Annotated in this window: 16 protein-coding genes; 6 read left to right on the top strand and 10 right to left on the bottom strand. The window is 48.5% G+C overall.

Annotated elements, in window-relative coordinates:
- Nucleotides 1–351: 351 nt before the first annotated feature.
- The 5 genes from FDW96_RS21185 to FDW96_RS21165 all read right to left on the bottom strand — a co-directional run bounded on the left by FDW96_RS21185 (nt 352) and on the right by FDW96_RS21165 (nt 4,639).
- Nucleotides 352–2,670: a replication endonuclease gene (locus FDW96_RS21185; RefSeq protein ID WP_252362881.1), complete on the bottom strand. Its 2,319-nt coding sequence runs from the start codon at nt 2,668–2,670 to the stop codon at nt 352–354.
- Nucleotides 2,671–2,759: 89 nt separating this feature from the next.
- Nucleotides 2,760–3,770, bottom strand: a complete 1,011-nt coding sequence (locus FDW96_RS21180; RefSeq protein WP_137366247.1) for a phosphoadenosine phosphosulfate reductase family protein — start codon at nt 3,768–3,770, stop codon at nt 2,760–2,762.
- A complete protein-coding gene (locus tag FDW96_RS21175) occupies nt 3,767–3,994 on the bottom strand; it encodes a TraR/DksA family transcriptional regulator (protein ID WP_137366246.1) in 228 nt (75 codons plus the stop codon). The genes FDW96_RS21180 and FDW96_RS21175 overlap by 4 nt, the downstream gene beginning before the upstream one ends.
- Nucleotides 3,994–4,230, bottom strand: coding sequence for a DUF2732 family protein (locus FDW96_RS21170; protein WP_137366245.1), 237 nt, complete (start codon nt 4,228–4,230; stop codon nt 3,994–3,996). Before FDW96_RS21170 ends, FDW96_RS21175 begins: the two co-directional genes overlap by 1 nt.
- Nucleotides 4,231–4,297: 67 nt before the next feature.
- The gene (locus tag FDW96_RS21165) at nt 4,298–4,639 is read right to left on the bottom strand and encodes a DUF5347 domain-containing protein (RefSeq protein WP_137366244.1); all 342 of its coding nucleotides are present in this window, start codon (nt 4,637–4,639) and stop codon (nt 4,298–4,300) included.
- Nucleotides 4,640–4,859: 220 nt separating this feature from the next.
- Between FDW96_RS21165 and FDW96_RS21160 the strand changes: the two genes are divergently transcribed.
- The gene (locus FDW96_RS21160) at nt 4,860–5,318 is read left to right on the top strand and encodes a hypothetical protein (RefSeq protein WP_137366243.1); all 459 of its coding nucleotides are present in this window, start codon (nt 4,860–4,862) and stop codon (nt 5,316–5,318) included.
- Here the strand turns inward: FDW96_RS21160 and FDW96_RS21155 are convergent.
- Genes FDW96_RS21155 through FDW96_RS25465 form a run of 3 tightly spaced genes read right to left on the bottom strand, consistent with a single transcriptional unit; the run spans nt 5,266 to nt 6,270 of the window.
- The gene (locus FDW96_RS21155; protein ID WP_137366242.1) at nt 5,266–5,499 is read right to left on the bottom strand and encodes a phage filamentation protein Fil family protein; all 234 of its coding nucleotides are present in this window, start codon (nt 5,497–5,499) and stop codon (nt 5,266–5,268) included. The genes FDW96_RS21160 and FDW96_RS21155 overlap by 53 nt on opposite strands.
- A gap of 7 nt (nt 5,500–5,506) precedes the next feature.
- Nucleotides 5,507–6,016 carry a phage regulatory CII family protein gene (locus FDW96_RS21150; RefSeq protein ID WP_137366241.1) on the bottom strand — a complete coding sequence of 170 codons (510 nt, stop codon included), beginning with the start codon at nt 6,014–6,016 and terminating at the stop codon, nt 5,507–5,509.
- 32 nt (nt 6,017–6,048) lie between these two features.
- Nucleotides 6,049–6,270, bottom strand: coding sequence for a regulator (locus tag FDW96_RS25465; RefSeq protein WP_137366240.1), 222 nt, complete (start codon nt 6,268–6,270; stop codon nt 6,049–6,051).
- A gap of 125 nt (nt 6,271–6,395) precedes the next feature.
- Here FDW96_RS25465 and FDW96_RS21140 point away from each other — a divergent pair, with 125 nt between their 5' ends.
- From FDW96_RS21140 to FDW96_RS21120, 4 genes are all read left to right on the top strand, one after another.
- Nucleotides 6,396–6,962, top strand: coding sequence for a phage repressor protein CI (locus FDW96_RS21140; RefSeq protein ID WP_137366239.1), 567 nt, complete (start codon nt 6,396–6,398; stop codon nt 6,960–6,962).
- Nucleotides 6,963–7,018: 56 nt separating this feature from the next.
- On the top strand, nt 7,019–8,275 hold the full coding sequence (locus FDW96_RS21135) for a HEPN domain-containing protein (protein WP_137366238.1): 1,257 nt from the start codon (nt 7,019–7,021) through the stop codon (nt 8,273–8,275).
- A gap of 84 nt (nt 8,276–8,359) precedes the next feature.
- Nucleotides 8,360–9,412: a tyrosine-type recombinase/integrase gene (locus FDW96_RS26310; protein WP_137366237.1), complete on the top strand. Its 1,053-nt coding sequence runs from the start codon at nt 8,360–8,362 to the stop codon at nt 9,410–9,412.
- A gap of 197 nt (nt 9,413–9,609) precedes the next feature.
- Entirely contained in the window at nt 9,610–10,407 is a 798-nt protein-coding gene (locus FDW96_RS21120) for an SDR family NAD(P)-dependent oxidoreductase (protein WP_061381883.1), read from the top strand.
- 12 nt (nt 10,408–10,419) lie between these two features.
- Here FDW96_RS21120 and FDW96_RS21115 read toward each other — a convergent pair whose 3' ends face one another.
- Nucleotides 10,420–11,334, bottom strand: coding sequence for a DMT family transporter (locus FDW96_RS21115; protein ID WP_137366236.1), 915 nt, complete (start codon nt 11,332–11,334; stop codon nt 10,420–10,422).
- Nucleotides 11,335–11,436: 102 nt separating this feature from the next.
- Between FDW96_RS21115 and FDW96_RS21110 the strand changes: the two genes are divergently transcribed.
- Entirely contained in the window at nt 11,437–12,351 is a 915-nt protein-coding gene (locus tag FDW96_RS21110) for a LysR family transcriptional regulator (RefSeq protein ID WP_137366235.1), read from the top strand.
- A 5-nt stretch (nt 12,352–12,356) separates the two neighbouring features.
- Here FDW96_RS21110 and FDW96_RS21105 read toward each other — a convergent pair whose 3' ends face one another.
- Nucleotides 12,357–12,905, bottom strand: coding sequence for a TetR/AcrR family transcriptional regulator (locus tag FDW96_RS21105; protein ID WP_137366234.1), 549 nt, complete (start codon nt 12,903–12,905; stop codon nt 12,357–12,359).
- Nucleotides 12,906–12,909 lie beyond the last annotated feature (4 nt).

The raw sequence follows: 12,909 nt of genomic DNA, 5'->3' as shown, positions 1-12,909 counted from the left end.
ATCAAGTCGCCGTATGCTGTATGGGAGGGAGATTCCCACGGTGCAAAATCACTAATGCGTGCTTTCATCTTGCCTTACTCCGTACTCATTTAGCCTAGTAACCAGATCACTCGTCAACTCCGACAGCCAGGAGATCGCCACCTCCTTGTCGTCATCGCTACAATCTGAGCTGGCGACCAGTCGGGCCATAAGTTCTATCCGTTGCAGTGCAAGTGACTCCATGAACAAATCGTTCACAACTCCCTCCCAATATTACTGTTTATATATACAGTACATCATATGTATTTAAAGCTGAAATAGTTTTTTACTCAGCTAACCCTTTGATTAATAGATAGCCTCATTCCAGCTCTCTTAGTACCACTGCCGCCATTTATCATCTTCCTGCAGGCGCTGATTTCGGTAGAACAAACGCAGCCCGGCCCCGGACGGGATACTGCCACCACGCAGAAGCAGCTCCACCTCGGTATCACTCGCATCAAATCCCCTAGACCTCAGTTCAGCATCAAGCTGCTGGCGCTGATGATTGCTAATCTGCTGTTTGTATCCTTTCCGCCGCTTCGGTTTTACCAATCTTAGCCGCGCAGTCAGCTCCCGCCGTTCCTTCGCGCTCAGATTATGGAGATCCGGTAGCGCCTCCGGCTCGCTGGTTTCAGGTAAATCTCCCCCTGATTGGTTCAACTTTTCAACAGGGGGACAGTTATTGCCACGAGTCCAAGGGGCGCAAGCCCCCTTGTCGGCTGCCGCCTCCTGAACGTCAACGGCCTTACGAACCTTTTTCCACTTCATCGCGTGCGTGCAAATCTTGCCCTCTACAATCGGGGACCAGATGCCATAGATACGGATACCGTGATCTCCGTAGGCGCTCGGTTCGTCGTTAAGCTCATAAGCCGTGCGGACAAGGTGATGTTTGCGGGGAACCAGTACACCGCCCTGTTTCATGATGTAGGTGGCAAAGCAACCTGCGTCCGCAGCTGCCAGTACCGCATCCAGACGCGGATTATCCAGTACCGGCGCACCCGCTTTGCGTTCGCCCTGTACTCTCGCCGCCTGACCTGCCAGCAAACGCAGCTCGCGGTATGCCTGACGCCCCGGAATACCAAAGAAACGAAATTGCTGGACACGGTGCAGCGACGACCAGGCGCTGACATGCTCGGCGCTGTCACGCAGTGATCTGCCGGTTTCTTTGCTGATTTCTTTAGCCAGCCCGCGCCCGTCGATGTTCTTACTGATGTATTTGGCGATGTAGCTGGTCGGCGTGCCCTTGCGTGGGTTGATTAGTTCGGACTTGAAGCGCGGCCCGGTATTGGTGCCCAGCTCCTCGCGGTCTTCACGGATGGCAAACTTACGCAGCAGCGCAGTGATGGAACGACGGTCTTTTTTGCGCATAAAGCACAGAAGATGCCAGTGCACGGTGCCGTCATGGTGCGGCTCTGCAACGCGGACGCCGTACCAGCGCAGCCCGGCCTTGTACATGGCCTTGCGAAAAGCGGCGAATGTATCAACCAGATAGTCACTGCTCTGCCGGACAGTGGCGCTGGTCCATTTCGGATTAGGCCTGCCATTGTTGAGGGTTGCGTGGAAGCGTGACGGGCAGGTGATGGTATAGAACACCGCGCAGTCTCCGCGCATTTCCGCGATCAGTTCCAGCCCTCTAACACAGGCCATCATTTCATTACGGCGGTGTGCCGGGTTGCTGTTGCTGGCGTTCACCACATCTTCCATGTCCAGCGTGTCACCGTCTTCGTTGACCAGCTCATGTGAGCGGAAGAACTCCAGCGATTTGCGGCGCTGCTCGCGTTTGTGGATCACGGCTTCATAGCTGACATACGGGGACGCTTTCTTGTTGACCAGGCAGACGGCTCGCAGCTGTTCCTCCCGCCACTCGCAGCGCATCTGCCACAATTTGCGATACCACCAGTCCGCGCACAGCATGCGCGCCAGCGACGGCGGGATAAGCTCATAAGGCACCAGCTTGCGGCGGCGCTTTTTGCGGCGCAACTTCTCAAAGGCAGGCGGGATGACCTCAAGGCGCATGGCTTCTGCAGCAACCCTTTCCCATGCCTTGCGGATCTCTTCTGGTTTAACATCTTCGGCAACAAACAGATCACTGCAGGCCGCATCAAGGCACATGCTCATATGTGCCGCAACCAGCGTGGACAGACGTTTGACCTGATCCTGACTCATTTCAGGCAGAATCAGCAGCCCCTCCAGTCCGTCATGGCTCGCCATAAACCGAAACGAGGCGGACATTTGGCTGTCCCGCACGCGTTCCAGCCGCTCAATACACGGTCTGATAGTTTCGCGCAGATAGCGGGAATACGCTTTCGGACGCCCTAGAGTATTGAAGTATTTAATCCGTTCCAGCAGAGGTTTGCTGATATGGGCAGGCGCGGCGCTTACATCGGCAATAATCACCAAATCAGGATTAACTCGCTGCTGTTCGCGGGCCATTTTGGCATGGCTAATCAGCCGATCCTGCTCCATTTCACGCTGGACAGGATCGTGGGATTCATTGAAGAAATAGCGTTCCCAAACCTTATCACTCAGCGCCTCACGGCGCAGATGCTCCTGCTCGTTATCCGCAGCGTACAGAGTGATGAAGTTTGAAAGCGCAGACTCCGGCGCAACTTCCGCCGGGTCCAGATACGGGTTAACCGCTTGTTTGGGCAAATTCCACGAATAAGGCCCGGCAACATTCTCAACGCTACCGGGATTTTCAGTTACAAATGTGGCGGCAAGACGGCCTGTACTGATTTCCGTCACTCGCAGACTCCCGCATAAACACTGCTACACACCGCCTTATCATTCATGCCTGCCAGCAGATCGAACTGCACACCGCCACGAGTGGTTAAGGCCCAGTCGCGATAAGACTCAATGCCATAAGCATCAACGGTAATGACTTCAATGCGTTTTTCAGCACGGCGCGGATCATGCGTGGACGGGAAGAATGTTGAATTGCCACGCCGTGAACTTTCCGCAACCATCCTCTCCCATTCAGCCACACGGCGGATTTCTTCAGGCCAGCGCTGGAAAATTTCTGCAAGCTCAGACTTGCGGGCGTGAATACATGGCATACACCCGACACGGCTGCAGCCCTGCAGATAAAGTGGGTTAGGCTTAATACCATGGCGTCTGGCAAGAGCGAACACATCTTCATGCAGCCAGTTGAGGATCGGACGATAAACATGAAGGCCCGGTGTATCGTCTGCGTCTTCCTCCCACTCAGGCAGCAAAGCACGCTCTGGGGATTCCTGTCCCCTGACGCCCTGCCAGCTGATTACCTCGTCGTATTCATCCAGAGCCGGGACGATCACCTGCGTACGCACCGGCTCATGTTTCAGCTCAAAAGTACAAAAACGAACTTTTGTTGAAGGAAAACGGCCTTTCCACATGCACAAATCAAGAAACGGAATGCCGGTTGGTTTAAGGATTTCCAGTGCCCGATGGATACGCTCTGCAGCCTCATCCGGCGACATACCGCATTCCTGAACCAGAGAAACGGGCCACTTTTCCGCAATAAATTTACGTTTCCCTTCTATCTGGCGCGTGAAATCGGCTTTAACGCGGATAACCTTGCCCAGCTTTGATTCCAGATAATCCAGATATTCCATCGTCTGCGGGTGTTCATGGCCCGTATCAGCAAAGACAGAGATATGCGGAACATCGTTTTCAATGGCTCTTAGCCACTGTGCAAGACTATCTTTGCCACCTGAAATACTGATGGTATTGATGGTGCTGGCAGCGAAGCAGCGCGGATCGATGCTGTTCATACAGCACGACCGCTATAGTGTTTGCCTTTCAGCTCTGCAATTTCCTGACAGGTAACGCAGCACTGCACACCCGGGATGGCTCGGCGGCGAGCTGACGGGATTGGTGCATCGCAATCAACGCAGAGAACACGGGAAACGCCCGGCACTTTGGCGCGGGCGTTGTGGATGTGGCGCTGGAGATCTTCTTCCACGCGCTGCTGCACGAGGTCCATTGAATCAGCCATCAGTGCCAGTCCCCCCGAGATTCCGCTTCACAGCGCGCAGCTTCGCGGCGCAGTAGCTCTGCAGCCTCCACCCCGTTCATTTCCTTCTGCAGAATATGAATCGCCAACGCTTCCATTCGGATTGAAACGGCTAAAGCACGATCCTTGCGCTCATCTATACGCGCCTCAGTAAGCAGCAGATTGAGGCCTGCATCATCTGGTCCGGTCTTGGTGATACGTGTTTCAATGTTTCGCATAGTTATGTCTCCTGAATTTGGGCAAAGGAATGCCCGGCGGGTTTACGCCATTAATTTCTGTTGTGGATTAATTCGGCATGGTTAGCCGTTTTGGAAATAAGCTCACCACTGCACGAAAATGATTCATTGCTTTAATCAGTTCCCGCTTTTCGTCAGTAGTCAGATCACTAATATTGATGCTATGACGTTCTGCCGGAATTTTTGCCATATAAAATATGGCTGCCAGCGCCCTCTCATTTTGTTTATTGTTAACGTCCCTTGGGTCAAGCATATCTTCAATAAACCTTTCAAGCTCCGACTCAATATTCAGTCCAAACACTTTTGCGCGTAATTCCGCAATATGGTTCAGCCCGTCCAGGCGTTTACCGGGGCTTAATGGAACAGTTGCCGCCGGGCCATCAATAGCCATTACTCCCTCCTGTCTCGTCGTACATATACCTATTTGAAGTTGTGCCGGGAATCTTTTCACACGCCCGGCGCGTGCCTTGGTGGTAGACTATTTGCGCCAACAATCATCTACCCCTCGAAGGAGAAACCTGATGTCAGACTCTGACAACTTCCATGTATTGCCTCGTCCTGCCCCTGCACCTAAGCCAGAACCGGGGCAAGATAAAAAATAGGAATCCGGCATGACTAGACAAAGCTCCGAATATTTCCAGTTGCATTACTGCTATTACCTTGAGCTTATGACAGCGACGTTTCATGGTAGAGCTGACAAATTGATGACTGCTATCCAAATTATTAGCGGTACTGCAGTATTTGCTGATACCGGATTGGAATGGTTGTTCGCTTTGCCTGTTGTTGTAATCGCAACAATTCAACTTGTGTGGCAACCCGCGATTATTTCCGAGCGGGCCAGCGTGCAAAGCCGCCAGTACGGAGAATTGCTTTATGCCGTGGATGAACTGACCCCGGAACTGATTGCACAAAAATTGAAAATGCTGCATCACTCTGACTCCGCACCTTTCGGTTCTTTGTTAAATCCTGCCTACAAAAGAACTGCTATTGCATGTGGTCGCTCTGACGACACTAAGCTCAGCGTCCAGGAAAAGCTTTTCGCCTGGTTTGCGGGCTGTCTGCCACGTTAATCCTTAAACGTTGTAGCAATCTCTTTTTACCTATTCCCCGGACAGCCTGCTGCCGGGGAGACTGTTCAATACACGGATGCCACTTTTTCCCATCAGGTAAGTAAATCCAACCATGACCACAGTGCATTGCCGGGCTTTGCCTAACCAACAGTGATGCAAATGAAGGTTCTTTCGTCAGCATAACCACCTCAGATCAGACCAAACGAGGCACCGAGGCCAGTCACGGTATCCACCGCACTTGCCATCGCTGGATTTGCCTGTAGACGCGCCTGCAATGAAACCGCGGTCAGTGCCATTAGACGTGTAACTGAATTAATGCTGCTGATTACATCGCGACGGCCTGCGGTAGTTTTCACATCACCAGAGACAGCACCGGCAGCAACACGACCTATTTCTGCGGTAGCGCTCATGACGTAATGCGGTAATTTCTCTTTTGCAACTTCGTTTACCGGAACACATGGCAGGCAATGGATCTGCGCCAGAAAACCATCAACTAATGTTGAGTCTTCTGTGAGATCGGTCAGCAGCCAGATATCTGGCGCAGTGAGCTGGTGCGGTTGCTCCGGATTAAGCTTGTTGCGCAGGGTTTGAACATTCATACCTGCACGTTCTGCCAGCTTCGCCATGTTATGACGTAAAGCGAAGGTTCGGCAGGCTTCATTGAAATGCGGATGTTTTGAAACTCGATAGTCAAACATAGCCAGTTCCTTCGTGAGGTCTCAAAATGGAACTAGTTGATAGTCACGTCGCAATCAGAAAGTGCATCAACTGTCATTGCAGCAATGTTAATCATCACTTTTTCACGCTTTTTGTCCTTACGTAGGCGATGACGAAGTAGTCGACCATCCGCAAGCATGTCGTTGATTGTGTCGATAGATAACCCAGTGAGTTCGCTATATCTTTCGATAGTGACGTGGGGGGTGATTAGAGTGATTGAAATGTTAGGTCTCATGATGCAACATTCCTCGTTTAGCAATGATTAATCAGGATGAATACTGATCGTTTGTATTTTGTGAACACAACAAACATACGATCACATCATGAAATCGTCAAGATAAAAGTTCACCTGGAGTGACCATGAATTTGGAAAAAGGCGGCCGTGGTGCCATAGAACGTATGGTTGAAGCCTATGGCTTCAAGACAAGACAAGCTTTGTGCGACCATTTAGGGATTTCAAAGAGTACTTTGGCGACACGCTATATGCGCGACTCCTTCCCTGCGGAATGGGTTATTCAGTGCGCCTTAGAGACAGGTACGTCATTGAGCTGGCTGACTAATGGCTACGGAATCAAAGAAGGTTCACAAAATGAAAACACAAAAGAACTTCCGCTAAAAATTCTTTATGATGGTGAACTTTGTCCTGAAGGGTCTTATGTTTTTGATGTAAATTTTCTACCTAAAGCTCTAAAAAATCCGATGGTTGTTGTTGTTGATAGTTCCAAATACATTTGTGATATTGAATATGATGATGTCCGTGATGGAAAATGGATTGTTAATATTGATGGTGAAATATCAATGAGAACAATTACACGCTTGCCTGGCAGGCGCCTTCATGTGGAAGGTGGTATATCTCCTTTCGAATGCGCGTTAGAAGATATAATAATGATCGCAAAAATCGTGATGGCATGTCTTGAATATAAATAAATATAAGTAAAACTTAAATCTTAGCAAAATAAATCACGTAAACGAGGAGCTATTTAATGGATGAATGTATAGTCGAGATGTTATTAATAGTGAATAAAGATACTTCCTTTGGACGCTCTCCGTCAGCCTATAAAAAAATAATTGAGGCCAGTGAGGAAGTCATATTTTCACCAAAAGAATTAAAATTCAAAGAACAGTCATTTAAATATAATATATCAGAATATGGAAGCAATAAAGAAACTATCTCTGTAAAATTAACACTAAGCGACGTTAGTGAAGATAATTTAATCATTTTCTCAAAATTAACCAGACTATTCAAAAAAATATCTAGCGAAAGTAACTTAGGTAGCACTCAAATTATTTGGGATGACATAAGCAAATATTACTCAATTCAGGCTTATCCATTAATCCATGAAATTGAAAATTTAATGAGAAAGTTAATAACAAAATTCATGATACATAACGTTGGATTGTCTTGGACAAAAGATTCAGTGCCGAAGGAATTTTCAGAAGCATTGAAAAAATCCGAAAAAAACACGGAATATAATGAACATAATTTAATGTATCAAGTTGACTTCATCGAACTATCTGACTTTATATTCAAATCTTACCGAGAGATTGAAATAACAGATTTGATCCGAAAATTAACCCCGCTTGAATTTAAAGACATTAATGGTGATATATTCTCAGAATTGAAAAAAATCGTTCCCAGAACAAACTGGGAAAAATTCTTTGAGTCAAACATCGAAGCAAATGCTGACACTATAATAAAAAACTGGAGTATTTTATATCGGCTCAGATGCAAAGTTGCTCATAATAGAGATTTTACAAAACAAGATCTTGATGAAGTAATTCGCCTTACAAATACACTGAGGCCAATACTAAAAAAAGCAATTGAAAAAACCGAGACTCTGACTATTGATCCGAAGGAAAAAGAAGAATTAACATCCCAGTTTGAGAATGAGTTTTCTAACAATACTAAAAGTGATGAAGAATTATTCAAAGACAGAGTGCTTGAATTATATCTACAAATAAGACATTTATATCAACTTACACATTCAAACAGTGAAAATATTAATAGCTATTACAAAGTAATACAAACAACATTTCAAAATATTTTGCATGACGAAAAGTTCAATGCCGAAGATGTAATGAATTTAATTAATATATCAACTAATGATGATGTTCTGAGAAAATGTGATAATTTCGAGATACATGATTTAATGAATATTTGCCATTCTATTAAAGAACTTGTTAATTTTAAAATATCAAGTTTTGAAGCTGGGTTAAATGAAGCAGTTAAAAATGAATGATAATGTTTTATCTAATAGTTATCAAACATTGACTACTGTTCAAACATACAGTTAAATTTAGCCCTCAGACATGAGGGCTTTTTTATGGCAGTACGAAAACTCGACACAGGTAAATGGATATGCGAATGCTACCCCGCCGGACGTAGCGGACGGCGTGTCCGTAAGCAGTTCTCCACCAAAGGTGAAGCATTGGCTTTTGAACGTCACACGATGGATGAGACAGAGGCTAAGCCCTGGCTGGGTGAATCGGTAGACCGTCGGACTTTGAAAGATGTCGTTGAACTCTGGTTCAAACTGCACGGCAAATCCCTTACTGCTGGAGAGCATGTTTACGACAAGCTGCTCTTGATGGTCGATGCACTCGAAAACCCCCTCGCTACAGATCTCAGCTCCAAATTGTTCGCGCATTACCGCGATAAACGCCTAACGGGTGAAATTTACTTCAGCGACAAGTGGAAGAAAGGTGCCAGCCCGGTAACTATCAACCTTGAGCAAAGTTACCTTAGCGGCGTTTTTAGCGAACTGGCCCGACTAGGTGAATGGACAGCGCCGAACCCGCTGGAGAACATGCGCAAATTCACCATCGCAGAAAAGGAGATGGCCTGGCTGACACATGAACAAATTACTGAGCTTTTGTACGACTGCAACCGCCAAAGTCCCCTGCTCGCCCTAGTCGTTAAGATATGCCTGAGTACTGGTGCACGCTGGCGCGAAGCTGTAAATCTCACCCGTTCCCAGGTCACAAAGTACCGAATCACATTCGTCAGAACCAAAGGCAAAAAGAACCGCAGTATCCCGATCAGCAAAGAGCTGTACGAAGAAATCATTGCCCTGGACGGCTTCAAGTTCTTTACGGACTGCTACTTCCAGTTTTTATCAGTCATGGAGAAAACCTCCATCGTGCTTCCACGCGGACAGCTTACCCACGTTCTGCGCCACACCTTTGCTGCACACTTTATGATGTCGGGTGGGAACATACTTGCCCTGCAGAAAATCCTGGGTCATCACGACATTAAAATGACCATGCGCTATGCTCATCTGGCACCAGACCATCTTGAAACCGCCCTGCGCTTCAACCCGCTGGCTACCCTGCCAAATGGCGACAAAGTGGCGGCAGCGGTTGGCATTGCCCCGTAATCGCCACTCCTTACCACTAACCTAACTTATTGATTACCTTGTAACTCATTGTTTTCACTGACCCGTTTACATAAATGGGTTTTTTGTTGTCTGAAATTTGCTATCCCCCCTTCTCCCCGTAATTCCTCCCCAAATTTGCAGCACGCCGGTTATGGCACATACTTTTAATCGGTGCTTAAAGGTGACGGGAGTTTACTATGTTGCTTACTGGAAAGGTTGCGGTGATCTTCGGTGGCAGCGGCGCTATTGGTAGCGCGGTTGCACAGGCGATGGCGCGCGAAGGTGCTCATGTATACCTGGGCGCTCGCTGTCAGGAAAAGCTTGATTGGGCGGCCAGTCGCCTGCGAATGGCGGGGGGTACCGTCGATACGTTTATCACCGATGTGCTCGACGAGCACGACACCTCAACACAAGTTACCCGCCTGGTACAGCAAATCGGTGGAATTGATGTGGTGGTTAACGCGACCGGCTTTATGCATGAACAGGGCAAGCGCATCGACGCATTATCCCTCTCTGAGTTTATGAGTGGTATCACCCCTTTCCTTGCGGCGCAGTTCAATATCGCAAAAGCCGTAACGCCACACATGGGCGGCAATCGAGCTGGCGTCATTCTCACCATCGTTGCTCCCGCAGCCCCGATGGCGATGCCTGGGCATCTCGGCCACATCGTCGGTTGTGCAGGAACAGAAGCATTTATTAAAGCGCTTGCCAGCGAGACGGGCCCCATAAACATTCGTGTCGTCGGCGTGCGCTCGCATGCGATTATGGATGGGGTAGCGGCCGGTTCCTATACCGGGGAGATTTTCACCGCGAAAGCGCAGTCAATGGGTTTAACCGTCGAACAATGGTTAAGCGGTGCAGCACAAGGCACCATGATCGGACGCCTGCCTACGCTGGCACAAATCGCTGAGGTTACAACCTTTCTGGCTTCAGACCATGCCGGAGCAATGACCGCCACGGTGGTAAATATTACCGGGGGCACAACCGTAAGCTAATTTACCCGCTTTTCACGCCGTGCGCTGCTGCGAGCCTTTTTTTGCACTCGGGCGGGAACACAATGCTATACCGCACATAATAACCAACGCGCTCACCAGATGATATGAATGCAGGGTGACATGCAAAAACATAACGCTAAATAATCCGCCACTCAGTGGGATCAAGTGCGAATAGATCTCTCCGCGGGTTGCGCCAATAGCGCTAATCCCTTTGTTCCATAACAGATATGACAGCCAGGAAGGAAAAATGACAAGGTATGCCAGCCCAGTAATAACGCCTGTATTGGCATAGCTATCCCAGCCCGGCATACCATTGCGCATCAGCTCCACAGACAGTACCGGAATAAGCACCATCGCACCGAGCAGCGCGCTCACGGCGACAAAGGCGTTTCCCTTCACCTCACGCGGTTTAATGCGCAAAAAGGCACAATATACAGCCCAACTTAACGCCGACCCCATGGTCCAGACATCGCCCTGATTCAGATGTGCAAATACCCGCGTATGTATCATATCGCCCTGCGAAACCAGCCAGATTACACCAACAGTGCTCAGGAGCACACCTGCTATATTTCGCGCAGAAATCCGCTCTTTAAAAAAGAACTTATTGATTAACAGAACGAGCGCCGGAGTCGTGGACATATAAATCGCCGCATTGAGCGAGGTTGTATATTGCAGGCCGATATACAGCGTTAAGGGGAAAAGAACCTGACCACAAAGTGCGAGGAAGACGATGGTACCCAAGGATGTTTTCATCACCGGCCATTGCTCTGCGACCTGACGAAAATAGAGCGCCATCAATAATAACGCGGTAAATATCCAGCGTGCCGCTGATAAAACAATGGGATCAACTTCAGCGACTAATAGATGACCAACCACATAATTCCCACCCCAAAAACAGGCAGCCAGACTGAGTAAAAGATAGGGCATATTTGCGCCTTATTGCCAGTTGTACGGTATGACCACAAGGCTACGGCGGCGTGAGAATGAATGCTAATATAACGTTTTTATCCATCTGCATAGATTAAAACTATGAAATTTACGCTAAGACAACTTGAGTTTTACATCGCACTTGCAGAAACATTACAAATTTCCAAAGCTGCTGCGCGCTGTCATATTTCTCAGTCATCAATGACCATTGCCATGCGGAATCTGGAGGAAGCATTAGACGTGCAGCTATTTGTACGTTACCCCAAAGGCGTGAAGCTCACCGCCGAGGGCGAGCGCTTTCTGGCACATGCCTGCAACATCATCAACAGCAGCCACTCGGCTATTGCCGCCCTGCATGACAGGAGTGAAATTCTCACCGGCACGGTGCGCATAGGCATTGCCGAAACGCTCTCTGCCTATCTTATCCCCGATATACTCAACGATATTGAACGACGTTTCCCTTTGCTGGAGATCGTGTTTTATGAAGCTACTGCACCGGAACTGGTACAGGCGCTACGGGAACACAAGGTCGATTTTTGCCTGCTTCTGACCTCAAATATCAGCCATGATAACGACCTGGAGATCGAAACATTTATTCGTTCACAGCGCCGCCTGTGGACGTCTATTGGGCATCCGCTACAGAGCCAAGCATCAATCCGTTTAATAGACGTCGAGAAGCTACCATTTTTACTGCTGGAAACAGATAAGTACCCTGACGTAATCATCGATTACTGGCAGCAGCGTGGCTATACGCCCAATATCAGTTTTCGCAGCAACTCTTTTGAAGCAATAAGAAGCCTGGTTGCAAAAGGCAGAGGAATAACTATTTTATCCGACCTGGTGTATCGCCCGTGGTCACTGGATGGTCTGCGCGTCATGCACAGAACGATTGATGATTTTATTACTTATATGGATGTCGGGACGGTAAAAAAAGCCGCCCGACCGTTGACTACAGAGGCGGTGAAAGTCGTTGATTTTTTACGTCAGGCCATTACCCGCCTCGACAAACCATTTTGATGATTTTATCTCTGCGGCAATCCGGCAATACGCTCCACCATCATCAGAATCTCTTCCCGCGACAGCGGTTTTTTGTCGGTAACAAAATGCAGCGTCATTCCTTCGAGAAATGCATCCAGCGCCCGCGCAGTTACCGGTTCAAACCACTGTTCCAGCGTTTGTTGACTGCGTAACATCCAGTTTTGCATCACCATTTTCAACGTCGGTTTGCGACTGGCGAAAGCATACAACTGGTACATGAGTTCCATATTATCGGGCGTCGTAACCTGGGAGCTGTAAATCATCTCGGTAATGGCATGGCAGGCTGTCTGCGCATCCGCAACGTCGGCAAAAAAAGCCTGATACTGCTGAGACATCGTGTCAGTAAAGCGCCCGAACGCCTCCATTAAAAGCTCATCTATTCCCGAAAAGTAATAGGTCATTGAACCCAGCGGTACCCCGGCAATCATGGCGATTTTTCGGTGCGTAACCCCATGGACACCGTAGGCGATTACCGCCGCCAGGGTGGCCTGAACTATCTTTTCCCGCCGTAGCGGATCGTTCGCGCGTCGCACTGCA

This window comes from Citrobacter sp. TBCS-15, from assembly GCF_005280815.1.
In the GTDB taxonomy this organism is placed as follows: Bacteria; Pseudomonadota; Gammaproteobacteria; order Enterobacterales; family Enterobacteriaceae; genus Citrobacter; species Citrobacter werkmanii.
The sequence above is the reverse complement of the archived record's forward strand: the minus strand, read 5'-3'. Positions and strand labels throughout refer to the sequence as shown.